Origin of the sequence: Ideonella lacteola (assembly GCF_038066555.1) — a bacterium.
GTDB lineage: Bacteria > Pseudomonadota > Gammaproteobacteria > Burkholderiales > Burkholderiaceae_C > Ideonella > Ideonella lacteola.
The window spans coordinates 208,840-233,160 of record NZ_JBBUTG010000004.1 but is presented as its reverse complement, the minus strand read 5'-3'; the positions used below and the strand labels follow the sequence as shown (position 1 = coordinate 233,160).

22 protein-coding genes are annotated in these 24,321 nt (G+C 65.7%); 2 read left to right on the top strand and 20 right to left on the bottom strand.

Features of this window, described 5'->3' with window-relative positions; all coding sequences use genetic code 11:
- Nucleotides 1-55: 55 nt before the first annotated feature.
- From AACH06_RS09035 to recA, 14 genes are all read right to left on the bottom strand, one after another.
- On the bottom strand, nt 56-1,522 hold the full coding sequence (locus AACH06_RS09035; RefSeq protein WP_341425323.1) for a M20 family metallopeptidase: 1,467 nt from the start codon (nt 1,520-1,522) through the stop codon (nt 56-58).
- 153 nt (nt 1,523-1,675) lie between these two features.
- Complete coding sequence (locus AACH06_RS09030) at nt 1,676-3,439, bottom strand: Wzy polymerase domain-containing protein (protein WP_341425322.1); 1,764 nt, start codon at nt 3,437-3,439, stop codon at nt 1,676-1,678.
- 491 nt (nt 3,440-3,930) lie between these two features.
- On the bottom strand, nt 3,931-5,346 hold the full coding sequence (locus AACH06_RS09025) for an O-antigen ligase family protein (protein WP_341425321.1): 1,416 nt from the start codon (nt 5,344-5,346) through the stop codon (nt 3,931-3,933).
- An 86-nt stretch (nt 5,347-5,432) separates the two neighbouring features.
- Nucleotides 5,433-5,870: a pilin gene (locus AACH06_RS09020; protein ID WP_341425320.1), complete on the bottom strand. Its 438-nt coding sequence runs from the start codon at nt 5,868-5,870 to the stop codon at nt 5,433-5,435.
- 185 nt (nt 5,871-6,055) lie between these two features.
- On the bottom strand, nt 6,056-6,835 hold the full coding sequence (locus tag AACH06_RS09015) for an MBL fold metallo-hydrolase (protein WP_341425319.1): 780 nt from the start codon (nt 6,833-6,835) through the stop codon (nt 6,056-6,058).
- Between the two features lie 255 nt (nt 6,836-7,090).
- A complete protein-coding gene (locus tag AACH06_RS09010) occupies nt 7,091-7,726 on the bottom strand; it encodes an FHA domain-containing protein (protein WP_341425318.1) in 636 nt (211 codons plus the stop codon).
- Nucleotides 7,727-7,792: 66 nt separating this feature from the next.
- Complete coding sequence (locus AACH06_RS09005) at nt 7,793-8,581, bottom strand: Stp1/IreP family PP2C-type Ser/Thr phosphatase (RefSeq protein ID WP_341425317.1); 789 nt, start codon at nt 8,579-8,581, stop codon at nt 7,793-7,795.
- A 20-nt stretch (nt 8,582-8,601) separates the two neighbouring features.
- Nucleotides 8,602-9,525: a serine/threonine-protein kinase gene (locus AACH06_RS09000; RefSeq protein ID WP_341425316.1), complete on the bottom strand. Its 924-nt coding sequence runs from the start codon at nt 9,523-9,525 to the stop codon at nt 8,602-8,604.
- Between the two features lie 249 nt (nt 9,526-9,774).
- Nucleotides 9,775-10,464, bottom strand: a complete 690-nt coding sequence (locus tag AACH06_RS08995; RefSeq protein WP_341425315.1) for a TerC family protein — start codon at nt 10,462-10,464, stop codon at nt 9,775-9,777.
- Nucleotides 10,465-10,625: 161 nt separating this feature from the next.
- On the bottom strand, nt 10,626-11,519 hold the full coding sequence (sucD, locus tag AACH06_RS08990; RefSeq protein WP_341425314.1) for a succinate--CoA ligase subunit alpha: 894 nt from the start codon (nt 11,517-11,519) through the stop codon (nt 10,626-10,628).
- 17 nt (nt 11,520-11,536) lie between these two features.
- Nucleotides 11,537-12,697, bottom strand: a complete 1,161-nt coding sequence (gene sucC / locus AACH06_RS08985) for an ADP-forming succinate--CoA ligase subunit beta (protein ID WP_341425313.1) — start codon at nt 12,695-12,697, stop codon at nt 11,537-11,539.
- A gap of 56 nt (nt 12,698-12,753) precedes the next feature.
- A complete protein-coding gene (locus tag AACH06_RS08980; protein ID WP_341425312.1) occupies nt 12,754-13,359 on the bottom strand; it encodes a DUF2889 domain-containing protein in 606 nt (201 codons plus the stop codon).
- A gap of 122 nt (nt 13,360-13,481) precedes the next feature.
- Nucleotides 13,482-14,048, bottom strand: a complete 567-nt coding sequence (locus AACH06_RS08975; protein WP_341425311.1) for a regulatory protein RecX — start codon at nt 14,046-14,048, stop codon at nt 13,482-13,484.
- A gap of 69 nt (nt 14,049-14,117) precedes the next feature.
- A complete protein-coding gene (gene recA / locus AACH06_RS08970; RefSeq protein WP_341425310.1) occupies nt 14,118-15,158 on the bottom strand; it encodes a recombinase RecA in 1,041 nt (346 codons plus the stop codon).
- 199 nt (nt 15,159-15,357) lie between these two features.
- Here recA and AACH06_RS08965 point away from each other — a divergent pair, with 199 nt between their 5' ends.
- Nucleotides 15,358-16,029 (top strand): response regulator, encoded by a 672-nt coding sequence (locus AACH06_RS08965; RefSeq protein WP_341425309.1) that lies wholly within the window; start codon nt 15,358-15,360, stop codon nt 16,027-16,029.
- A gap of 153 nt (nt 16,030-16,182) precedes the next feature.
- Nucleotides 16,183-17,664 carry a sensor histidine kinase gene (locus AACH06_RS08960; RefSeq protein ID WP_341425537.1) on the top strand — a complete coding sequence of 494 codons (1,482 nt, stop codon included), beginning with the start codon at nt 16,183-16,185 and terminating at the stop codon, nt 17,662-17,664.
- A 7-nt stretch (nt 17,665-17,671) separates the two neighbouring features.
- On the opposite strand, the gene AACH06_RS08955 is transcribed toward AACH06_RS08960, so the two are convergent.
- From AACH06_RS08955 to AACH06_RS08930, 6 genes are all read right to left on the bottom strand, one after another.
- Nucleotides 17,672-18,085, bottom strand: a complete 414-nt coding sequence (locus tag AACH06_RS08955) for a hypothetical protein (protein WP_341425308.1) — start codon at nt 18,083-18,085, stop codon at nt 17,672-17,674.
- A 214-nt stretch (nt 18,086-18,299) separates the two neighbouring features.
- Nucleotides 18,300-19,454: a rod shape-determining protein RodA gene (gene rodA, locus AACH06_RS08950; RefSeq protein ID WP_341425307.1), complete on the bottom strand. Its 1,155-nt coding sequence runs from the start codon at nt 19,452-19,454 to the stop codon at nt 18,300-18,302.
- Between the two features lie 88 nt (nt 19,455-19,542).
- Nucleotides 19,543-21,579 carry a penicillin-binding protein 2 gene (gene mrdA / locus AACH06_RS08945; RefSeq protein ID WP_341425306.1) on the bottom strand — a complete coding sequence of 679 codons (2,037 nt, stop codon included), beginning with the start codon at nt 21,577-21,579 and terminating at the stop codon, nt 19,543-19,545.
- Nucleotides 21,580-21,634: 55 nt separating this feature from the next.
- Nucleotides 21,635-22,156 (bottom strand): rod shape-determining protein MreD, encoded by a 522-nt coding sequence (gene mreD / locus AACH06_RS08940; RefSeq protein WP_423222003.1) that lies wholly within the window; start codon nt 22,154-22,156, stop codon nt 21,635-21,637.
- Between the two features lie 5 nt (nt 22,157-22,161).
- Nucleotides 22,162-23,082: a rod shape-determining protein MreC gene (mreC, locus tag AACH06_RS08935; RefSeq protein WP_341425304.1), complete on the bottom strand. Its 921-nt coding sequence runs from the start codon at nt 23,080-23,082 to the stop codon at nt 22,162-22,164.
- A 114-nt stretch (nt 23,083-23,196) separates the two neighbouring features.
- Nucleotides 23,197-24,240 (bottom strand): rod shape-determining protein, encoded by a 1,044-nt coding sequence (locus tag AACH06_RS08930; RefSeq protein WP_341425303.1) that lies wholly within the window; start codon nt 24,238-24,240, stop codon nt 23,197-23,199.
- Nucleotides 24,241-24,321: the final 81 nt, after the last annotated feature.

The window sequence follows — 24,321 nt, the reverse complement described above, 5'->3', positions numbered from 1 at the left end:
AAGGTTGACTGCGCGGCAGCTCCATCGAACGAGCCGGGCCAGGGTGCGACGTCCGTCACGGATGGGCGGCGATGACCTCGGCGACCGCGGCCGTCAGCCGCTGACCGTAGGCGAGGTGCAGAAACTCGTTGGGACCGTGGGCGTTGCTCTTCGGGCCCAAGACGCCGCACACCATCATCTGAGCCTTCGGGAAGCCTTGCTGCAGCAGGTTCATCAGCGGGATGGTTCCACCCTGCCCGATGTAGCCCAGAGGTTCGCCAAAGTGGGTGCGTGAGGCCGCATTCAGGGCCGTCTCCAACCAAGGCGTGGTGCTGGGTGCATTCCAACCGGTGGCGCCCCAGTCGCCGACTCGGCCGTCTGGCTGGAAGGTGACCTTGGCGTTGTAGGGCGCGTTGTCCTCCAGCAGCGACTTCAACGCCACCGCGGCTTCGTGCCCTGGCACCAGCGGTGGCAGACGCAGGCTGAGCTTGAAGGCCGTGAAGGGCCGCAGCACGTTGCCGGCGTTGGACAACGGCGGCAATCCATCGACACCCGTGACCGACAAGGTCGGCCGCCAAGTGCGGTTGAGCAAGGCCTCGACGGGGTCGGTGGTGGTCGGCAGCGCCGCGCCACCATCGGCGCCGCACGCCCAGGGATAGCGCTTCCACACTTCGTCACCCAGGATGTCGGCGGTGGCCCGAGCCTGCACCACCCGGTCGGCAGGGATCTCGCAGTGGAACACCGACGGCAGCAGGTTGCCGGTGGAAGAGTCTTCCAGCCGATCGAGCACCTGTCGCAGGATGCGGAAGCTGGAGGGCACCAGGCCACTGGCGTCGCCCGAGTGGATCCCTTCGGTGAGGATCTCGACCTTCAAGGTGCCGGTGATGTTGCCGCGCAGGCTGGTCGTCAGCCACAGCTGGTCGTAGTTGCCGGCGCCCGAGTCGAGGCAGACGACGAGACTCACGTCCCCGAGGCGGCCTTGCAGCTTGTCGAGGTAGAACGGCAGGTCGAATGAGCCCGATTCCTCGCAACTCTCGATCAGGCCGACGATGCGCGGATGGGGCACGTTCTGGGCCTTCAAGGCTTCGATCGCGCTGACCGCGGCATAGATGGCGTAGCCGTCGTCCGCCCCGCCGCGCCCGTAGAGCTTGCCGTCGTCGATCTTCGGCGTCCACGGGCCCAGATCAGAGCGCCAGCCGCTGAACTCTGGCTGCTTGTCCAGGTGGCCGTACATCAACACCGTCTGCGTGCTGCCCGCCTTCGTGGCCGGCAGCTCGAAGAAGATCACCGGCGTGCGACCCTCGGCACGAATGACCTCCAGCGTCAGCCCCGGCACCTTGCGGCTCTCGACCCAAGCGGCCGCGTCGCGCACCACCTTGTCGATCAGGCCGCGGGCCTGCCAATCGGGGTCGAACAGCGGGCTCTTGGCCGGCACCGCGATGTACTCGGTGAGCTGCGGCACGATCCGCTCGCGCCAGGCGGCGTCGACAAAGCGGCCCAGTTCGGCCGAATCCAAAGGGGGGAGCTTTTCAGGGGCGTTCATGGTGTGAACCTCTCAGGGCATCGAGGCCGACGCGCCTGATCACCATGGCGATCAGGGCGGGCCGACATGGACATGTCTGGCGGGTGAGCCGAGCCATCGATTGTGCGCCTGCCAACTGCGAGCCCGCTCACTCCATCGGTTCGCGAGGGCGAGCTAAGGAACATCCACCCGGAAATGGCGCCAGGTCAGCCCCTCAGGCGGATCGACACACTGGAACGGTGGCGGCAAGCCTGCCATCTTGGCCGGGTCGTTGCAGTCTTCGAAGAACTCGGCGGCTGCCGGGTTGCGGAACTCGCGCAGCCGCGCCGCGAGGTAGCTGGCCTTCTCACGATGGCCGGATTCGTTCAGCGCCTGTGCCCAGGCCACCATCAGCCGCGTGTCGAGCAGGGAATGGGTGGTCGTGTGGAACGCTCCCATCGCCGCCGAGGGGGGCTCGGCGGTCGTGGCGGCGGCGTAGTCCGCATGGTGCGCATAGAACACACTGGTCTGACCATGCTCAATGCGTTCTGGCAGCGGCCCGGCATCGGCACTGGGTGCGTAGATCACGACCACCTTCCAGTAGTCGTACAGCGCATAGAGACTGCCGACGATCATCAGCGCTCCGGCGACACGCAACAGGTGATGGGGCCCCAGCCGTGACGAATGCACCGGGAGTGTGCCGCGTCGGCGGCGAGACAATGAGGCCCTGTCGGCCTCTTCGGCCCTCAACGCATAGCCCCAGGCCCAGGCGGTGGGCAGCAGAAAGTACGCGTACCACAGCGGGTATTCGAACAGGCTGTGCACGCCAATCATCAACACCATCATAAAGGCCGCTCGGGAAGCGGCGCCCTCGTCGCCGACCACCCTCCACGACCGCAAGCCCGCCTGCGCCAAGGCCCAGAGCAGCAGCGCCAGCACGAGCGTGCCGAAGGGAATGCCCAGCTCGACCCAGAGCTGCAAAGGCAGGTTGTGCGTGTGGTCGAAGAAGGCCACCGGCCGGCCGGGGAATGGCGTCAGTGTCCAGGCGAAGTTGAATTCGCCGAAACCCACACCAGTCCAAGGCTGCTGCCGTATCAACGTGAGCGTGTTGGCCCAGATGCCAAACCTCGAAGCCGACACGTCGCCTTCGGCCAGCCGAGCCTCGCCACCAAAGGTTTGGCCGGTGGTGTGGGCCCAGCCACTCATGGCCAGCCCGACCAGGAGATAGGCCACCGGCGCCGCCAGCAACGTACCGCGAACCCACCCCGCAAGTCGCCGATCCACGAGCCCCCACAGCGCCAACAGCACCACGCCCACCAGGCCGGTCCGTGAAGCGGTGAGCACCACGGCCCACAACAGCAGGCCTGCCATCGCCATGGCCACCGGCCGATCCAAGCGCCAGCCAAAGAATCGGCCCCGCTGCGCTGCCGGCACCCAACCGATCAGGCCCCACAGCAGCAAACTGCTCAAGTGGTTGGGCTGCCTCAGGTTGCCGACGGCCCGCCCTGGCAGCCCCGACTTGGCGATGACCTCGCCGTCCGCCAGCGAAGGTGCAAAGACTTGGATCATCGCGATCAGGGCGCTGGCGAGCCCTGCCACCAACAACGCGCTGGCCAACGCTTGACCCGCGTCGGCCGAATGCCTTGAATCGGCTGCGTGCCCATGCAGGACGAGCAGACTCGCGATACCCAGGAACGCCAGCGCCGACACCGCCATCGAAGGTGGCAGCCCCATGCCCCACACCCCGGCGGCGCACGCCAAGGCGACGACCAGCACCCCGCCAGATAGCGGTAATCCGAGAGCCTCCGTGATACGCGGCGGCTCCGCCCGCCACCACAGCAACACCGCACCCCAACCGAATGCTGCGAGCAGTTGGTTCAACACCGTCACGGAAGGCGACAGGTTGTAGGCCAGCAGGGTGGGAGCGGCGATGGCCACCGTCACGGCGACTGCGGGCAAGGGGCCGATAGTCAAGCGCGCGGATGCGGCTGGGGGCATGGGCGGCGGTTGGTTGGGGTTCGCGAACGGGCATCATTGTCGCGTGTCCACCTCGACAACAGAATTTGCGAAGGTAGCGGGGCTGAACTGCAACGAAAGGCTATTGAGCTCACTGACAACTCAGGTTGCAGTCGCTAATGTGCGCGGCCCGTTGGAAGCTGAGTCATGGAAGGTGGCAATCCGGGGCGTAGCGTGGGACTTGTGGTCGCGCCACTAAGTTAGCCTGCATCAGGTCAAAAGCCCCGTCAAACGCAACGGCATTGACATACTCGGAAGCACTGTCGCGCCTTACGTAAGCCTTGGGGTCATACTTATATTGATGACCGGCTCCGCACTATTGCGTGCCTGCCGCACATGCCGGGCATTCGATAGTCGTTCACTATCCGTCCGTTGTGCGGGACTGGGCGCTCTGCATTCACTGCTGCACACCCGGTGAGGGGGCTGTGCTGGCATCAAAACCAGCCTGCCGACCAGAAACGAGGTTTTGTCTTGACGTCGCCCGCGGTTTGGCTAACGTGCGCGACGTGGGCATCCAGCTTAAGCGCCTCTTGCCAGATGGCAGATATCAACCAGACTTGCGAAAGAACCAAGCCAACCACAAGCAGTCGGGAGCGAGTCATGGGGATCCGATGGACGGTTTGCGCTTCACGACCACCAGGGCCATACAGACGAATCCAAGTGATGGCCCAGGCCAGACAGTACGCGATCCACATTTGTGAAACCGGCATGACGAAGTTTCCGGAGACGGCCCCGTCGGCGAGGATTGCGACACAGGCAATGAACAATCCGACACCCTCATTCCTGTTTGCATCCTCACTTATTGTCAGGATCGTCTGACGCAGCTTCCGCAAACCCTTGCCCGCAACGGTCACGATGGCTAACAGCATGGGTATTCCCCACTCCGCGGCAATTTGCAGGTAGACGTTGTGAGGGTGCGCGGCTTTGGGATTGGGAAAGTGCGCGTAGTGCATCGGTCCAACGCCCAACCATGGAGACGCTGTGACATATTCCAGCGCCAGTTGCCAGAGCAGCTGGCGTGAGTTGTCCGAAGCCAGTGAACTGATGGTTCGCTCAGCCGATACTGGAAATCCAGCCCGGGCGGGAAGCAGGATGAACAGAGCCGCGTAAGCTACAGCGCCCGCCGCCGCGCCAGAAAGCATGGTGCGGACCATGGGCCAGGCCGTTCGAAACCCTATAACACCGATACAAACCACCATAGCCAACGCAATGGCCACGGCGGTTCCGCGGGCGCCGCTACAAAAAACGAAGGACCAGTAGATCGCCATGGAAAGCCACGCGGCAGCTCGAATCGATCGCCTCCGGCGTGGATCCTGTGCTTGAAGCGCTAAGAGTGGCAAGGCGACAGTCTGAACGTGATTAAAGAACCGATAGTTGTCATATCCAACGGTGAGGTCCGGCCACGCCAGCGTGTGAGCTTCAAAGAGCGGCGTGAGGATCAGCAAACACAGAACCGCAGAGTAAAGGGTGCAGCCGGCCAGCGCAGCCAGACTGAATCGGCTCAGCGCGGCCGCGCCTCCTTCGACGAGCGCGCTGGATGTGCCTGCCACTACACCCACCATCCCCAGAATCACAGCCAGTTCCCGCCAAGCCATTGACGGAATGTCCGAGGACATCACGCTGGCCAAGGCTAGAAAAGTCAACAGCATCGCCCATGCGAGGCATTGCGCGGAAGGCTGTAAGGGTCGCATCCACCCATAAGGCAGCATCACGCTCGTGCCGAGCAGCAACGCGCCCAGCTGTAGTAGTCGGCTGGAGTCGTGATAGCTTCCTCCTGTGGCCGCGATGCCCATGCAGGGGACAGCCACGACGAAGACTGGCAATAGCCACGCGAGGGTCAGTACCGACAAGGTCGGTCTCACGGGTTCCGCTCCCATTACCGATCTACAAAGAACAAGGGGCCCGGAAGGGCCCCAAGTTACTCACGAGGTGCGGATCAGCTGGCCGCGCGGCACTGTGCCGGACGATACTTGGCTTGCAGCGTGCCGCCGGTGCAATTCCAGTTGATTGAACCACCGGCGGGAGGCGTACCTTGCACCAGGGCGTCGCCGTCGGACGTCGGCACCAAAGTGATCGTGCCGTCGCCCGCGCGTGCCGTGTAGGTGATGGTAATGGTGCCGTCGTCACCAATGGCGACACTGGTCACGTTGTCGGTGCCACCGGGAGCCGTCCATCCAGAGGTGAACTCCGTGCCGTTGGCGGCATTTTCTGCAACGGCGGTCTTGGCTCCATCAGCCAGCGACAGGCCATCGGTGACGCGAGCGCGCACGGTGTAGTCCTGATAAGCCGGCAGCGCCACAGCGGCCAAGATGCCGATGATCGCCACGACGATCATCAATTCGATGAGGGTGAAACCTTGTTGAACGCGCTTCATAGGAACTCCTTGAACAGCGGGTGGGTGAACGGGTTGGGGGGCTGCTTTGCCCTTATCCCCCTAATTGCGAAACCCGTGCCAGCTTGGATTCGCCTCTGGCGCGTGAACTTTGCACTCCCGTTGACAGATCTGGTCGGTTTTCGGGGCCCAGTTCTGTCGATGGGTGCCTCAAGTGACGTTTTTTGTCAGGCCAAGTGCAGAACTTGGCCGGCGCTGAGGGTCTGCAGGCGGCGGTCGGGCAGGCGTTGGGCGAGATCCGCAACGATGGTGTCCAACTCGCCCGGCTTGATGTGGGTGAGCAGGACGTCCGCGAGCTCGGGCAGACGCTTCAATTCTTCCGCGAGGGACGATGGGCAGTGGTGGCGGCTGTCGGCGGCGATGGCTCGTTCACTTTCTGCAAACGCCACCTCGATGACCAGTTGCGCCACATCGCGGCCCGCGAGCGCACTCCACAGAGCGGGGTTGGGGCCGGTGTCCCCGGTGTAGACCCATTGGCGGCCGCTGGGTGCTGTCACCGCGAAACCGCATGCGGGCACTGCATGGGCGGCGGGCAGGATATCGACGCGGCGTCGGGCGGCACCCAACTCAAGCGAATCGCCGTGTTGGAACTCGCGCAGTGCCAGCACCGGGCGGCGGGGATTGGGCAGGCGTGTGAAGTCGGGCCACAGCCTGTCGTTGAAGAGGTGCTCTCGCAAGACCTGCAGCGTTTCGGGCAAGGCGTGAACCTGGATAGGTGCGCGGTCGTGTCGGCGGCGCATGACGCTGTCCGCGAGCAGTGGAACACCGAGCACGTGGTCGAGGTGCGAGTGGCTCAGCAGGATATGGTCGATGCGCGCCAGTTCGTCCAGTGTGAGATCGCCCACACCGGTGCCGGCATCGATGAGCACGTCGTCGTCCAGCAGGAAGCTGGTGGTGCGGCAACCTTGAGCGATCGACCCCGAGCAGCCGAGGATGCGGATGTTCATGCGGTGTCGGCAGGCGCAGGCGCCAAAAGATGCGGGCTGACGAAGGATGAGGGGGCGCTACGGCGCGCAGATGCGTACCCGGGTCAACGGCACGTCAGCGCCATGGTGCTTGGGTCAACGGCCCAACGCAAGATGCGGCCGACACGCCGTGGCTCTCTCGTGGCGGCCCCTCCTGATGCAGGACTCGCGACTGTGAACAGTGTCACAGTTCGCAGGGAGGGCCGAGCAGGCTGTCGGCCCTCGCCAGGGACCGCTTCAGCCCTGGATGAACTGCATCTGGGTACCGGCCAGGTCGATGATGTCGCCGTTCTTCAGCGAAATCACGCCTTCGCCGATCTGGCTGCCGTTCACGGTCGGGTGCGAAACGCCCTCGACGTGCGACAGGACATAGCCTGTGGGGCGCTTGGCGATCGACGCGACCTGGACACCCGGCTTGCCGACGGTGGTGACGGCCTTGGTCAGCAGCACCTCGCGGCCCGCCGCGCCCCCGTTGAGCACCTTGATCGATGCGGGCAGCATCGAATGCACCGGGGGCGGGATCGTGACGGGGTTCGCCGGGTTGAAGCCCGGGCGCAGGACCATCGTCTTTTCGTAGTCGGGCACCTCGTCGATCAGGTACTTGATGCGGTACTTGCCGATTTCGACGGTGTCGTTGTGCACCAGCAGCTGCTTCTTGATCGCCTTGCCGTTGATGTACGTGCCGTTGGTGCTGTTGAGGTCTTCGATGAACACGTCGTGACCCACCGCCAGCATGACGGCGTGCTCACCACTCACGGCGAGGTTGTCGATCACGATGTCGTTGTACGGTCGACGACCCAGTGTCGTGCGATCTTTCGTGATCGGCACTTCCTTGATCACGACGTTGTCTAGCGAAACGACCAGCTTGCCCATGCCTGTCCTCTTGTTGTCACAGTTCGAACCCGCAGGTCCGACCACCATGTGAACCACCATGCCCCCTCAGGCGCGGCGGAACGGCCACCATGCACGCCCGGCGTGGGCGGCTCCCCCTTTGGCGCGTACCAGGACCACCGAGATATTATCCCGCCCGCCGGCCGCATTGGCGGCGGCGATCAGGGCGTTCGCAGTGGCTTCCAGACTGTCGCTTGCGCGCATCACCTGTGATATCGCGGCGTCCGGCAGCATGTCGGACAAGCCGTCCGAGCACAGCATCACCAGATCGCCGGGTCGCAATTCGTGGCCGACCACTTCCAACTCGACCATCGGCTCCACCCCCACCGCGCGGGTCACCAAGTTGCGGTTCAGCGAGTAGATGGCTTCCTCGGGCGTCAACAGGCCGGCGTCGATCTGCTCTTGCAGCAGGGAATGATCGCGGCTCAGCTGTTCGAGCTTGCCGTTGCGAAGGCGGTAGGCCCGTGAATCACCGATGTGGCCGATCCAGAGCCGGTCGTCATTGAACAGCGCGCTCACCAGCGTGGTGCCCATCCCGGCATATTCAGCGCGGCTTTGAGACGCGTTGTAGACCACTTCATTCGCGTGCTGAGCGCTCGCCATCATCGCCTGGCGGATCTCTTCTTCATCACGCGTGCCGGCGGGTTGGGCCAGCCAGCGGGCGATGTCTTCCCACACGCATTGCACGGCCATCGCACTGGCGACCTCGCCGGCGTTGTAGCCGCCCATGCCGTCGGCCAGCACGGCCAGCGCGAGATTCTCATCGACCTTGACCGCATCCTCGTTGTTGCTTCGCGCGCGGCCAGTGTCCAGCGCGCTGAAGAATTCGAGTTGCATGCTCACAGGCGGTGTCGCGTTCAAGACGGCGTCGCGGTCGGGGGGAGAGCCATTGTGCCTGTGCCCGTGGGGGCCGTCGCACCGGGGGAAACCAAGGCCATGCGAACGGTCGTGCCGATGTCACGCAGTTCCTGGGCGAGCGCGGCTCCGTCGGGCGGACGCCGCTCCGGCCGCTTGGCCAGCAAGCGCGCCACCAGGTTCGGCAGATCGGGCGGCAGATCGGGCCGCAGCGACGCGAGCGATGGCGCCTCGTGGGCCGTGATCGAGAGCAACAGGTCACCCATCGATGCGGCCTCGAAGGGCAGCCGGCCACTCAGCAGCTCGAACAGCACCACACCGAGGGCGTACAGATCGCATCGGCCGTCGACCGGTGCGCCGGCCAGTTGCTCCGGTGCCATGTACACCGGGGTGCCGGCCAGCACACCGCTGCGGCTGCGCTCGGCATCACTCAAGTGCGCGCAGCCGAAGTCGGCTATCTTGAGGCTGCCCCGGCCCGGGCTGAACAGCAGGTTGGCCGGTTTGATGTCGCGATGGACCACGCCCTGACGGTGGGCATGGGCCAGCGCGTCTGCGGCCTGAGCGACCAGGTCGATCACCAGAGGTTCGGGCAGCAGCCGTGTAGCGGCCGTGTAGCGGCTCAGGTCGCTGCCCGGTACCCACTCCATGGCGATCCAACCGATGGCGCCATCACCCTGCCCTTCGATGCCCGCGCCGCGGGTGCGGACGATGCCAGGGTGCCGCAGCCTGGACGCCGCTTGCGATTCGCGCAGAAAGCGTTCGCGCGTCAGGTCGCTGCCATGCAGCCGCACAGTTTTGATGGCCAGGGGCGCGCCGGTGTCGGGGTCGGTGGCGAGATGCAACTCGCCCAAAGCCCCATGCGCGAATGTGCGGACCAGGGGATAGCCCCCGATCGTCACGCCCGGCATCTCACTGGCATCGGCCATGGCCGACGGTGGCGGCAGGCGGTGGTCGCGCTGCCAGGGCCAGGAACGTTTCAGCGCCCGGCTCCAGAAATTGGTCCCATGTCCACCCATTCGCTTTGACCCCCCAATGCGTGCGTGGTGAAACTCACCTTATCACAGGCGTTGGGGCGGCATTGTCAGCGCTGGTGACCGGCGTGCCGCTGAAACGCTTGCCGCTGAAAAGAGCGACAGCGCGGACAGACCGCGCTGTTGTCGCACCGTATGGGGGCCTCAGGCCGCCGAAGCGTGCTGGCGTTTCTTGAGGGCCAGACCGAGCGCCACCACCAGCGCCGCCCCGATCCCCGCACCGATGTATTGGGTGGTGTGCGGCAATTCGCCGAAGCGGGCCACGACGGCCGGGTCGGTCAGGATCATTTCGCCCGCGAGCCAACCCAGCAGCGCGGCCCCGAGCACGATGATGATCGGGAAGCGCTCCATCACCTTCAGAAGCAGCGTCGAGCCGAAGATGATCAGCGGGATGCTGATGCCCAGGCCGAGCACCAACAGCACCGTGTTGCCTTTGGCAGCCGCGGCCACCGCTAGCACGTTGTCCAGGCTCATCACCAGGTCCGCGACCAAGATGGTGCGGATGGCGGTGAGCAGGCCGGTGTTCTGATCCGCGTTGTCGTCGTCGCCCTCTTCACCTTCCTCGAGCAGCAGCGACACGCCGATATAGACCAGCAGCACACCGCCCACCACCTTCAACCAGGGCCACTTGAGCATCTCGACGGCGATCAGCGTCAGCACGATCCGCATGACGATGGCGGCCGCGCTGCCGAAGAAGATGGCCTTCTTCTGCTGGTGCGGCGGCAGGCCGCGGGCCGCCAGCGCGATGACCACGGCGTTGTCGCCCGACAGAAGGATGTTGACCCAGATGATCGAGCCGAGGGCGGCCCAGAAGGCGGCGGAGGTGAAGTCCATCGTGGCGGCGGCGACAAAGCGCGTGGGGAACGCGCGAATGGAAGATGGGAATGAGATGCAAAAAAGAGGGCGCGCAGGCCCTCTTCGTCGTGCGCGCTGAAGTGTAGGTGCGCGCGTTGCCCGTCGCGTTCGTACAACTACGAACGCGACGGGTGGGCAGCTCAGAGCAGGCCCTTGAGCAGCTTGCCCATCTCCGAGGGGTTGCGCGTGATCGTGAAGCCGCACTCTTCCATGATGGCCAGCTTGGCGTCGGCCGTGTCGGCGCCGCCGCTGATCAGCGCACCGGCGTGGCCCATGCGCTTGCCCGGGGGGGCGGTGACGCCCGCGATGAAGCCGACGATGGGCTTCTTCATGTTGGCCTTGCACCAGCGGGCCGCTTCGGCCTCATCCGGGCCGCCGATCTCGCCGATCATGATGACCGCGTCGGTGTCGGGGTCGTCGTTGAAGGCCTTCATCACATCGATGTGCTTCAGCCCGTTGATCGGGTCGCCGCCGATGCCGACCGCGCTCGACTGGCCCAGGCCGATCTCGGTGAGCTGCGCCACCGCTTCATAGGTGAGCGTGCCCGAGCGCGAGACCACGCCGATGCGGCCCTTGCGGTGGATGTGGCCCGGCATGATGCCGATCTTGATCTCTTCCGGCGTGATCAAGCCGGGGCAGTTCGGGCCCAGCAGCAGCGTCTTCTTGCCGCCCGCCGCTTCCTTGGCCTTCATCTTGTTGCGCACTTCCAGCATGTCCCGAACCGGGATGCCTTCGGTGATGCAGATCGCCAGGTCCAGGTCGGCCTCGACGGCTTCCCAGATGGCCGCCGCGGCGCCCGCGGGCGGCACGTAGATGACGGACACGGTGGCGCCGGTCTGCGAGGCGGCTTCCTTGACGGTGGCGTAGATGGGGATCTCGCTGAACTTCTCGCCCGCCTTCTTCGGGTTCACGCCGGCGACGAAGGCGTTCTTGCCGTTGGCGTAGGCCTGGCAGCCGAGCGTGTGGAACTGACCGGTCTTGCCCGTGATGCCCTGGGTGATGACCTTGGTGTCTTTGTTGATGTAGATCGACATGTCTTGTGCTCCTGGGCTTACTTCACGGCGGCGACGATCTTCGTCGCGGCTTCGGCCATCGTGTCGGCGCTGATGATCGGCAGGCCGGAGTCGGCCAGCATCTTCTTGCCCAGGTCTTCGTTGGTGCCTTTCATGCGCACCACCAGCGGCACGCTCAGGTTCACCGCCTTGCAGGCCGCGATGACCCCATCGGCGATGGTGTCGCACTTCATGATGCCGCCGAAGATGTTGACCAGGATGCCCTTGACGTCCGGGTTCTTCAGCATGATCTTGAAGGCTTCGGTCACCTTCTCGGCGGTGGCGCCGCCGCCCACGTCCAGGAAGTTGGCGGGCTCGCCGCCAAACAGCTTGATGGTGTCCATGGTGGCCATCGCCAGGCCGGCGCCGTTGACCAGGCAGCCGATGTTGCCGTCCAGGCTGATGTAGGCCAGGTCGAACTTGCTGGCTTCGATCTCGGCGGGGTCTTCTTCGTCGAGGTCGCGGTAGGCCACGATCTCGGGGTGGCGGAACAGTGCGTTGGCGTCGAAGTTGAACTTGGCGTCGAGAGCGATCAGGTTGCCCTTGCTGTCACGGTTGAGCGGATTGATCTCGACCAGCGAGGCATCCGTCTCCATGTAGCAGCGGTACAGGTTCTTGAAGAGTGTGATGGCCTGATCGACCGTGTGACCCGTCATGCCAACGGCCGCCGCGATCTTCTTGACCTGCTCGTCGGTCAGGCCGACCAGCGGGTCGACCAACTCGGTGATGATCTTCTCGGGCGTCGAATGGGCCACCTCTTCGATGTCCATGCCGCCTTCGCTCGAGCAGATCAGGGCGACCTTTTGCGACGCACGGTCAGTGACCAGCGAGACGTAGAACTCCTTCTGGATGTCCGCGCCCTCTTCGATGTAGAGGCGGCGCACCTTCTGGCCTTCGGGGCCGGTCTGGTGGGTCTTGAGCTGCATGCCCAGGATCTGACCGGCCAGGGCCTTCACGTCGTCCATCGACTTGGCCAGTTTGACGCCGCCGCCCTTGCCACGGCCCCCGGCATGGATTTGCGCTTTGACGACCCAGACGTTGCCGCCCAGCTTCTGCGCGGCCTCGGTGGCCTCCTGCACGGTGAACGCCGGGTAGCCGCGCGGCACCGGCACGTCGAACTGGCGCAGGAGTTCCTTGCCTTGGTATTCGTGGATCTTCATGGGGCTGGTTTCGTGAGTTCAGGACGAAAGCCGGAGGCTTGGGGGCCGGCAGGCCCTCAGTGCCCGGCGTTGGCCGGTCCGGATGCCGGCGTCGGATTTTGCGTCAGTTTGTCGACACCGAGCTGACGGTACCAACGGGGGTAGTAAAGACGCACGGCTTCACCGTCGGCCGCCAACGCGTGGCAGCGGTCGAGCTGGAAGGGTTGGGTTTCGCTGTCGGGGGTCACCTTCAGCACGTCGCCCGCGAAGGCCTGGACGACGGCGGTTGGCAGCACGTCCGCCAGCTCGGTCAGATGGGTACAGCCCTGCACGCCACCCAGTCGCTCGCGCACAGCCCGCTTGAAACCGCGCAGCAGGTTCAGGCCGGCCAGCGCTGCGTAGCGGTCGCCGTGCTGGTCGCAATCGCCGGGGTACGGCATGGCCAGCGATTCAGCGCCGGACGCGAGGATGTTGAACTGGGCGTCGACCACGATGCGCAGGTGCAGGTCGTGGATGGGTTCGCCGGCGGGTCGTTCCCGCCCGGGAGCGCCCGTCGGGCGTGTCTTGCTGTCTCGCACGAAGGCGTCCACCTCCCACAGCCCGTCCGCCCGTGCATAGGCCTGGACCTGGATCGAACGCTGGTGCTTGAGCTGGCGTTGGGGGTCGGCGGGCGGAAGCGGCATTGGGGGAAACAGCGAATTGCGCGCCGGATGATCCTGGGTGAGACGTCGGCAGGCAGCTTTTCACTGTAGCACGCGTGCTGCGGCGCAACATACGGGCGCACCGACGCACCCTGCCAGGGTGCCTAATCGTCCTCGCGCTGGCCGACCACGCGCCGAACGACGTCGCCTGAGAAGCCGCGTCCGGCGAGGAAGCGCATTTGCCGCGCCCGCTCGGCGGCATCGGCCGGTGCTTGGCCGCCGTATTTGCGTCGCCAGATCTCCCGCGCGCGCTCCAGCTCGGTGTCTCTGAGCTGACGGGCCGTGTCCGCGTCCAGCTCGACGCCGTGACGGGAGAGCTCCTGCTCGATTCGAGCGATGCCTTGGCGTCGGGCGCGGGCGTGAACACGGCTTTCGGCGAAGCGGGCGTCACTCAGATGCCGAGCGGCTTCCAGGTCGTCCAGCACGCGCTCGATGTCTTCGGCCGCCCGTTCAGCGTCAAACTCAGGCGGCGTCTCCACGGGCTCTTCGTCGCTTCGGTCCCACGGATCGCGCGGCCCGAGCGCCCGATCCTTGGCCGCCGCCTGGGCCTGCGAGCGTGCGCGCTGGCGTGCGTGTGCCATCAGCTTGGTGCGCAGTTCGGCCCGGCTGTGCTCCCGTCGTGCCAACAGCGACAGGGCCTGTGCCTTCAGGCTGAGAGGGGGGCGTTTCACGGCATGCTCTTCGCGCACACGGCCAAGCGCCCGCTCACGGGCGGGCGCTCGTCAACGCAAACGGTCGGCTTACTCGGCGGCCTCGGTGCCACCGAGCAGCGGCACCCCCATCGCCTCACGCACCTTGTTCTCGATTTCGCGGGCCAGTTCGGGGTTCTCGCGCAGGAACTCGCGCGAGTTGTCTTTGCCTTGGCCGATCTTCTCGCCGTTGTAGGCATACCACGAGCCTGACTTTTCGACGATCTTGGCCTGCACGCCCAAATCGATGATCTCGCCCTCGCGGCTGATGCCTTCACCGTAGAGGATGTCGAATTCGGCTTCCTTGAACGGCGGGGAGACCTTGTTCTTGACGACCTTGACGCGGGTCTCGTTGCCGATGATCTCTTCGCCCTTCTTGATCGAGCCGATGCGGCGGATGTCCAGGCGGACAGACGAATAGAACTTCAGCGCATTGCCGCCGGTGGTGGTTTCGGGGCTTCCGAACATCACACCGATCTTCATCCGGATCTGGTTGATGAAGATGACCATGCAGTTCGACTTCTTGATCGTCGCAGTCAGCTTGCGCAGGGCCTGGCTCATCAACCGGGCCTGCAGGCCGGGCAGGCTGTCACCCATCTCACCTTCAAGCTCCGCCTTGGGCGTCAGCGCGGCGACCGAGTCGACGATCACCAGGTCGACAGCGCCCGAGCGCACCAGCGAGTCGACGATTTCAAGCGCCTGCTCCCCGGTATCCGGCTGGCTGATCAGCAGCTCTTGCAGGTTGACGCCCAGCTTCTGGGCGTACTGGATGTCGAGTGCGTGCTCGGCGTCAATGAAGGCCGCCACGCCGCCCAGCTTCTGCATCTCGGCCACCACCTGCAGCGTCAGCGTGGTCTTGCCCGACGATTCCGGGCCGTAGATCTCGACCACGCGGCCGCGCGGCAGGCCACCCACGCCCAAGGCGATGTCGAGCCCCAGCGAGCCGGTGGAGACGACCTCGATGTCCTCGATCACTTCGCCTTCACCCAGGCGCATGATCGAGCCCTTGCCGAACTGCTTTTCAATCTGGGCCAGCGCGGCCTGCAGGGCCTTGGACTTCTCGGTGTTCAGGTTTTTCACGGGTGCATCCATTCGAGCTGACCTCCTCGGTCGAAGATCGGGGTTTGATCTGGGAATGGGCACGATTATGTCAGAAGCTGGATATCTGTACAGTGGATTTTCCGGCCCTGGCGAACGTCAAGCTGGGGACAGGGCCGCTCCCTAGAATCAGCGGTATCGGTGGCCGCGAGAGGGTGATGTCGAAGAGCCGCCTGCCAAGGAGACAAGGGCGATGCGCATCCTGATTGCGGAAGATGACCAGGTTCTGGCCGATGGACTGCTGCGCTCGCTGCGCGGAGCCGGCTACGCGGTGGACCACGTGGCCACCGGCAGCGAGGCCGACGCGGCGCTCGCCTCCCACGAGTTCGACCTGGTGATTCTCGACCTGGGCCTGCCACGGCTGCATGGGCTGGAGGTGCTGCGCAAGCTGCGCGCCCGCGGCGCGAGCGTGCCGGTGCTGATCCTCACGGCTGCCGATTCGGTGGAGCAGCGCGTCAAGGGCCTCGATCTGGGGGCCGACGACTACATGGCCAAACCGTTTTCGCTGCAAGAGCTGGAAGCGCGCGTGCGGGCGTTGACCCGGCGCGGCCTGGGCACCGCATCTAGCGTGATCAAGCACGGGCCCCTCACCTTCGACGCCACGGGTCGGGTGGCCTACATCAACGACCAGATGGTGGAACTGTCCGCGCGCGAGATCAGCCTGCTCGAAGTGCTGCTGCAGCGGGCTGGGCGCCTCGTCAGCAAAGACCAGCTCGTTGCGCGCCTGTGCGAGTGGGGCGAAGAGGTCAGCAACAACGCGATCGAGGTCTACATCCACCGCCTGCGCAAGAAGATCGAACAAGGCCCCATCCGCATCGCGACCGTGCGTGGCCTCGGCTACTGCCTTGAAAAAATCCAGAACTGACCGCGTCCAGCCACTTGAAGCGCCGCGGGCCTTCGCGGGGCCTGCGCGCATCTGGCTTCGCTGGGCGCAGCCCCCAGCGCGTTGTTCCGGCCAGTGCGCGAGGGGCGGCCATTGAAGGAGCAGCGGTCATTGTTCGGCGAGATCCTCGACTGGATGCTCGTGCCGCTGCTCCTGTTGTGGCCGATGAGCGCGGCGTTGACCTGGTTGGTCGCGCAGAACATCGCCGCGCGGCCTTACGACCGCGACCTGGCGCAGTTGACGCGGATGATCGCGCGGCAGATCGTGGCCGTCGAATCGGGGCCATCGCCGGGCAAGGTTCTGCGCCTGCCCGAGCCCGCGGCGGCGCTGCTCAGAAGCGACGATGTCGACCGCGTCTATTTCCAGGTGCTGGGCGAGCAAGGGCAGTTGCTGGCCGGTGATCGCGAGCTGCCGGCGCCGGACACCGACCCGGCCGCTCCGCCCCCGCCTGGAGAGGTGCAGTTTCGCGACGAGATGATCCAGAACGAAACGGTGCGGGTCGCCAGCCTGCGGCCTGTTCCCGGGCCGAGTGAGTCGCCCCGCATCGGCCTTGTCCAGGTGGGCGAGACGATGGAAAAGCGCAGCCGGCTCACCACCGAGATCATCAAGGGGGTGTTGCTGCCTCAGTACGTGATCTTGCCGGTAGCCGTGTTGCTGGTGTGGTTCGCGCTGGCGCGCGGCATTGCGCCGCTCAGCCAGTTGCAGCAGCGCATCCAGCGCCGGCAAAGCCACGACCTCAGCCCCATCGATCAGCACGACGTGCCTGAGGAGGTGGCGCCATTGGTGGGTGCCATCAACGACCTGTTGACCCGGCTGGACCAGTCCATGGCCACCCAGAAGCACTTTCTGGCCGATGCCGCCCATCAGCTGAAGACGCCGCTGGCCGGCTTGCGCACCCAGGCCGAACTGGCGCAGCGCGAGATCGACAGCGGCACCGGCGATGCCCAGTCGATCAAGCGGTCGCTGCAGCAGATCGCCCGTTCGAGCCAGCGGGCGGCGCACATGGTGAACCAGTTGCTCGCGATGGCGCGGGCGGAAGACCGCGAGTCGGCGCGAAAGGCGCAGGAGTTCAACCTGGTCCGCCTGGCCACCGACACGGTGAAAGACTTTGTGCCCAGGGCGATGGACAAGCGGATCGACCTGGGCTACGAGGGCCCCGAGGCGCTCAGCGAATCGGTGCCGCGGCTGCGGGGGCAGCCGATCCTGGTGCGGGAGATGATCCGCAATCTGGTCGACAACGCGCTGCAGTACACGCCAGAAGGTGGCACGGTCACGGTTCGAGTGACGCCCGATCCCTTCGGCCAGGTGGTCGTGCTGCAGGTCGAAGACAACGGCCCGGGCATTGCCGAGTCCGAACGAGAGTTGGTGTTCCAGCCGTTCTATCGGGCCCTCGGAACCAACGTGGATGGCAGTGGCCTGGGGTTGGCCATCGTGCGCGAAATCGCAGAGAAGCACTTGGCGACGGTGTCGATCGACCAGGCACGGTCGGCGGTCTCGACGTCGGCGGGGGTGCCGGCGTCCCCGGCGATGGGGCCGGGGACGGTGTTCACGGTGCGCTTTCCGGTACAGGCAGGTGGGCGTTCAGTGCCCGCCAGCGCCGACCCGGATCAGCGCTGACCCACGATCACTTGGAGGTGGAGACCTTGCCGCCAGCCTGGGCGTTGTTCAGGGGGTAGCCGGCCGACCAGGTGCCGCTGTTGATCAGCGCGCCCGATTCCACGCCGTACACGGCCCAGGTGCCGTTGTTGTTGACGACCCAGCCGTAGGTGGTGCCGAACTGGGTGGCGCTGGCTTCCGTCAGCGAATAGCCCTTGCCAACGGCCCCGGCCAAGACCTTGCCCGTCGGGCCCATCACGGCGTCCGGCGTGTAGGCGCCGCAGTTCGTGAAGTCGCGCTGGCCGGTCACGTAGCCGCCGCTGACCGTCAGGTTGGTGAAGCCGTCGCAGTAGCCGTCGAACTTGATGTTCGCGGGGATCGCCGCTTGGGCGGCACCGGTCACGGCGAGCAGAACGGCGGCGATGGTGGAAATCTTCAACATGATGTGTGCTCCGAAAGTCAGTTCATATGAGTTGTTAGTACGGTGACGGTTGGATACAACCTACCGTACCGCTGCGCAGTCTATGGAGCTGACGGTCGAAGATCTCTCCCTCTGATGAGGGGGGTGGCCTCCCCCTATCTTGACCCCCTTGACCTTCGTCATGCCGAATAACCTTTGTCATTCAGCTCACGAGTTAGGGGGGCGGCCTGCCGGGTCAGCTTTGCATCAGGCGCCGGCTCTTGGCGATGGACATCAGCATGCCCAGTGCCAGCCCGAGGGTCACCATCGCGGTGCCACCGTAGCTGATGAACGGCAGCGGAATGCCGACCACCGGCAGGATGCCGCTGACCATCCCCATGTTCACCATCGCATAAGTAAAGAAGCTCAGCGTCAAAGCGCCGCCGAGCAGCCGGGTGAACACGGTGGGAGCTTCCGCCGCGATGATCAGGCCGCGTATCAGCACGAAGCTGAAACAGGCGATCAGGCACAGCGTGCCCACCAGACCGAATTCCTCGGCGTAGGCGGCGAAGATGAAGTCGGTGGTTCGCTCGGGGATGAACTCCAGGTGCGTCTGCGTGCCCTTCATGAATCCCTTGCCCGTGGGGCCGCCCGAGCCGATGGCGATCATGCCCTGGATGATGTGAAAGCCCTTGCCCAGCGGGTCGGTCGTCGGGTCGAGCAGCGTGCACACCCGGTGCTTCTGGTACTCGCGCAAGAGCGGCCACTTGACGTCGTCCTGGCAAATCTGGTCGGCCGAGAAGACGAGCGCGCCGATGCCCAACGCACCGGCCAGCAGCACGGGCAGGATGAGCTTCCAGGACAGCCCGGCGAAGTAGATGACGTACAAGCCGCCCGAGAGGATGAGGATGGCCGTGCCCAGGTCCGGCTGTTTGACCACCAGGCCCACGGGCAGCAGCAGCAGCGCGCCGGCCACGGCGAAGTCGAGGGTGCGCAACTGCCCTTCTCGTTTCTGGAACCACCAGGCCAGCATCAGCGGCATGGCGAGCTTCATCAACTCGCTGGGCTGGATGACCAGCCCGACATTCAGCCAGCGCGTCGCGCCCTTCTTGGTGATGCCGAACAATGCCGTGGCCACCAGCAACGCGACGCCCACGGTGTACAGCGGCACGGCAATGCGCATCAGCCGCTGCGGCGGCACCTGAGCGACCAGGAACAGCAGCATCAACGCCAGCAGCATGTTGCGGCCGTGGTCGACGAAGCGGGTACCGTGGTCGAAACCGGCGGAGTACATGGTCAGCAGACCGAGACCGCCCAGAAGCGCGAGACCCAACAGCAGTGGGATGTCGAAACCGCTGAACACCGGGGCCAGCCGCTGCGACAGCGGACGCCGTTCAATGACGATGCTCATGAGCGCTCCTCGTCCGATGGGTTCACCGGCAGTCCCTCGCGGGGGCGCAGCGCTTGCGCGAGCGCCGTCTGCCGATCGATTCGCCGGCTCATCGGGATGCTCCCGACGCTGGCGCTGGCGCGGCCACCGCCGTGGCGCTGGCTGTTGGCTCGGGTGGCGCTACCACGCCCATCGTCACCGAGGCGCCGGGACCGGTGGGCAGGGGGACATCCGCCGGTTTGCGGGGCGTGCCGATGGGCGCGAATGTCTGGCCCTGCTGCGTCTTGGCGATGTCTTCTTCGCTGGGGTACTGGTCGAGCAGCAGGTAGTCGAACACGCGGCGCGCGATGGGCGCGGCCGATGCCGATCCCCAGCCGGCGTTCTCCACGATCACGGCCAGCGCGACTGTGGGCTGCTGCATGGGCGCGAACGCGACGTACAACGAGTGGTCACGCTTGCGCTCGTCCGCCTTGATGCTGCTGTACTTTTCGCCCGCCTTCAGGCCCACGGCCTGCGCCGTGCCGGTCTTGCCACCGCTCTGGTACGGCGCACCCATGAAGACCTGGCGCGATGTGCCTTCCAAGGTCACGCCGTTCATCGCGTTCTGGATGACGCCCACGTCCGACGGTTTGAGTGGCAGCGGATCCAGCGCGTCGCTGGCGATCCGCCGCCGGTCGTGCTTGACCACGTCTTCGATCTCGCGCACCAGCCGTGGCTTGAAGCGCTGGCCCCCCGAGGCGATGGTCGCGTAGGCCGTGGCCATCTGCAGCATCGTGAAGTTGTTGTAGCCCTGCCCGATGCCCAGCGAAATGGTCTCGCCGGCGTACCACTTCTGGTTGAAACGGCGGCGCTTCCATTCGGTCGATGGCAGCACGCCCGCGACCTCGCCTTGCAGGTCGATGTCGGTCTTTCGGCCTAGGCCGAAGGGCTCGAGTTGGTCGTGGATCAGGTCCACGCCCATCTCGTTGGCGAGGCTGTAGAAGTAGACGTTGCTGGAGGTGACGATCGCCGCGCGCATGTCTTTCGGGCCGGGCCGGTCGGTCTCCGGGCTGCCGAAGGTGTGGCCACCGAAGGTGTAGGTGAGGTTGTCCTGGATGACCGTGCTGGGCGATCGCTTGCCGCTGTTCAATGCGGCCATGGCCATCAGCGGCTTGAAGGTGGAGCCGGGGGGGTAGGTGCCCCGAAGTGCCCGATTGAGCAGCGGCTTGTCGATGTCCTCGTTCAATTCGCGCCAGGAATCGGCGTCGATGCCGTCGACGAACAGGTTGGGGTCGAAGGTGGGCTTGGAGACAAAGGCCAGCACCTCGCCATTCCGCGGGTCGATGGCCACCAGCGCACCGCGGCGCTCGCCAAACAGCCGCTCGACCAGCGCCTGCAGCTTGATGTCGATCGACAGCACCAGGGTGTTGCCGGGCGTCGACGGCTTGCTGTCCAGGCGCCGCACGGCCCGGCCCCCGGCCGACGTCTCGACCTGCTCCACACCCGTGCGGCCGTGCAGTTCGCTCTCGTAGGCCTGCTCCAGCCCGAGCTTGCCGATGTATTCGGTGCCGCGGTAGTTCGCCTGGGCATCTTCGTCCCAGTCCTCCATCGCCAGCTTTTCGGCCTGGTTGATGCGGCCGATGTAGCCGATGAGGTGGCTGCCGGTGTCGCCAAGGGGGTAGTTGCGGAACAGCCGTGCCTTGATGTCCACCCCCGGAAACCGAAAGCGCTGAGCGATGAAGCGCGCCATCTCGGTTTCAGACAGCCGGTTGCGGATGGGCAGCGACTCGAAGCTCTTGCTCTCCTCCAGTTGCCGCTTGAACCGGCGGCGGTCGCTCGGGCGGATCTCGACCAGCTCCGCCAGGGCGTTGATCGTCGCCTCCAGGTCATCGACCTTGCTCGGCGTGATTTCCAGCGTGTAGGCGGTGTAGTTGTTGGCGAGCACCACGCCGTGGCGGTCGACGATGCGGCCACGGTTCGGCACGATGGGCACGATCGCCGTGCGGTTGGCCTCGGCCTTGAGTGACAGCTCGTCGTGCTTGATCACCTGCAGATACACCAGGCGCGCGGTGAGCAGGCCGAAGCCGATCAGCACGAACAGCGCGGCCGCCAGGATCCGCAGGCGGAACCGATCGAGCTCACGCGCCAGATCTTTCAGCTCGGTCATGCGAGCCCCCTGCCGGCCGCGCGAGGGCCCGTGAGCATGTCCATCCGCAGCTGGATCACAACGGCCGGTTCTTGTCGGGGTCGGGCGGGCGGCGCTGTGGCGCCAACAGCAGCACGCTCGCCACCGGCCACAGGGCGGCCTCGATCAGGGGCGCGATGAACAGCGACCAGCCAGGAAAGCTGTCGCCAATCACCAGCCGCACGATCAGCGAGGCGACATGGGCAGCGAAGAACAGCGGCATCACCTGCAGCATCTGCTGCACCACGCCAAACCACAGCAGGCGGCGATGGATCATGATCGCCAGGTAGCTCAGCACGGTGTACGCCAGCGCGTGCTGGCCCAGCAAGGCGCCCTGGTGCACGTCCATCAGCAGCCCGAACAGGAACGACCAGCCGATGCCGACGCGGCGGGGCTGATGCACGTTCCAGAAGACCAGCGTCAAGGCCATGAAGTCGGGCATCGCCGGGCTGCGGCCACTGGGCACGAGGTTCAGCCCGAACGCCAGCAGCAGCGTGAACCAGAGGAACAGCGGGTTCACCGGCAGCAGCAGCTGGTCGGCGCCGCGGGGCATGATCACGCCCTTCATCGCTTGCCCCCCTTGCGGCCACGCGGGGTTTCGGCCTCGGTGGGCGTTTCGGGCCGGGCGGGCAGCTGCACGCTCAGGGGTTCGAGCACCAGCACGTGGCGAACGCCATCGGGTTGGGCCGTCGGTGCCAGCGAGATGCGGGCGAAGGCCGAGTCGGCGCGCCGATCGACCACGGCAACCTTGGCCACCGGCAACCCGGGTGGATAGACGCCATCGGTGCCGCTGGTGGTGAGCAGGTCGCCTGCCTGGACATCGTCATTGCCACCGACGAAGCGCAGCTCCATCGCATGGCCGTCTCCGCTGCCGAAGGCGGCGCTGCGGTGCTGCGTGCGGGTGTTGACCACCGGAATTGCGGCTTCCTTGTCGACCAGCAGCGTCACCTCGGCCGAGAACGGGTAGACGCGGGTCACCTGCCCCAGCACGCCGGCCTCGTTGATCACTGGCGCGCCGGCCACCACGCCGTGCTGCTGGCCCCGATCGAGAAACAGCTTGTACGAGAACGGATCAGGCGCCTCGTACAGAACTTCGGCGGCAAGCGATTTCACGGTCACCGCCGGGCGCAGCTCCAGCAGCGCGCGCAGCCGTGCGTTTTCCTGGGCGAGCTGATCTGCCCGCGCGGAACGCTCGGCTTGCTGCGCCAACATGGCGCGCATGGCGTCCCGGCTGGACAGTGCAGCCTGCAGCCCGGCCAGGTACTCGCCGCCGCCGTGCCAGGCTTGCACCGGCACGCTCAGTACCCGCACGGCCGGCAGCAGCGCGGTGGCGGCAGCGGCCCGCAAAGGCTGGATCAGGCCGACACGGCCGTCGGCCGCCATCAGGAACACCGCCAGCGCCGAGAACAGCACGAGCTTGGTCCGCGCTGGCAGGCCCTGGCGAAAGAATGGCGGTGGCGTGCGGTCGAGCGTGCCGAGAGGCATGACTAGGGCCGGTTCACACTGCTAGAAAGGTCACGAGCACCCGTGGGCACGGCGGTGGCAACACGGGGGCTGTAGATCACCGGCCGACAACGCATGGTGGCCGCGTGGCAGGCCTCACTCCGAGGTGAAGATCGCGCCGAGGCGCTCCATGCGTTCGAGCGCCATGCCGCAGCCGCGCACCACGCAGGTCAATGGGTCTTCGGCCACCAGCACCGGCAGGCCGGTCTCTTCCGCCAGCAGGCGATCCAGGTCGCGCAGCAGCGCGCCGCCGCCCGTCAGCATCATGCCGCGCTCGGCGATGTCGGCGCCGAGTTCCGGCGGCGTTTGCTCCAGGGCGTTCTTGACCGAGGAGACGATCTGGTTGAGCGGGTCGGTCAGCGCTTCGAGGATCTCATTGGACGAGATCGTGAAGCTGCGCGGCACCCCTTCGGAGAGGTTGCGGCCCTTGACCTCCATCTCCTTGACTTCCGAGCCTGGGAAGGCGGAGCCGATGCTCTTCTTGATGCTCTCGGCGGTGGGCTCGCCAATCAGCATGCCGTAGTTGCGGCGGATGTAATTGATGATGGCCTCGTCGAACTTGTCGCCGCCGACCCGCACCGAGCCTTTGTAGACCATGCCGCCCAGCGAGATCACGCCGACCTCGGTGGTGCCGCCGCCGATGTCGACCACCATCGAGCCCGAGGCCTCCGAAACCGGCAGGCCCGCGCCGATCGCGGCGGCCATCGGCTCTTCAATCAGATACACCTCCGAGGCGCCAGCGCCCAGCGCCGACTCGCGGATCGCGCGCCGCTCGACCTGGGTCGAGCCGCAGGGCACGCAGATGATGATCCGGGGGCTCGGCTTGAGCAGCGAGGCCGGATGGACCATCTTGATGAACTGCTTGAGCATCTGCTCGGTGACGGTGAAGTCGGCGATCACGCCGTCCTTCATCGGGCGGATGGCCTCGATGTTGCCGGGCACCTTGCCCAGCATGGCCTTGGCCTCGTGGCCGACCGCCTGGATGGTCTTCTTGCCGCTCGGGCCGCCTTCGTGGCGAATGGAGACGACCGAGGGCTCGTCGAGCACGATGCCTTTGCCGCGCACGTAGATCAGCGTGTTGGCGGTGCCCAGGTCGATGGCGAGGTCGGTCGAGAAGTAACGACGCAGTGGTGCGAACATTGGTGGTCAGAACTGGCTGGCTGGCAACGCCGGGGCGAACGCACCACGGGTGCCGGCTGGGCACGCGATCGGGTTCAAAGC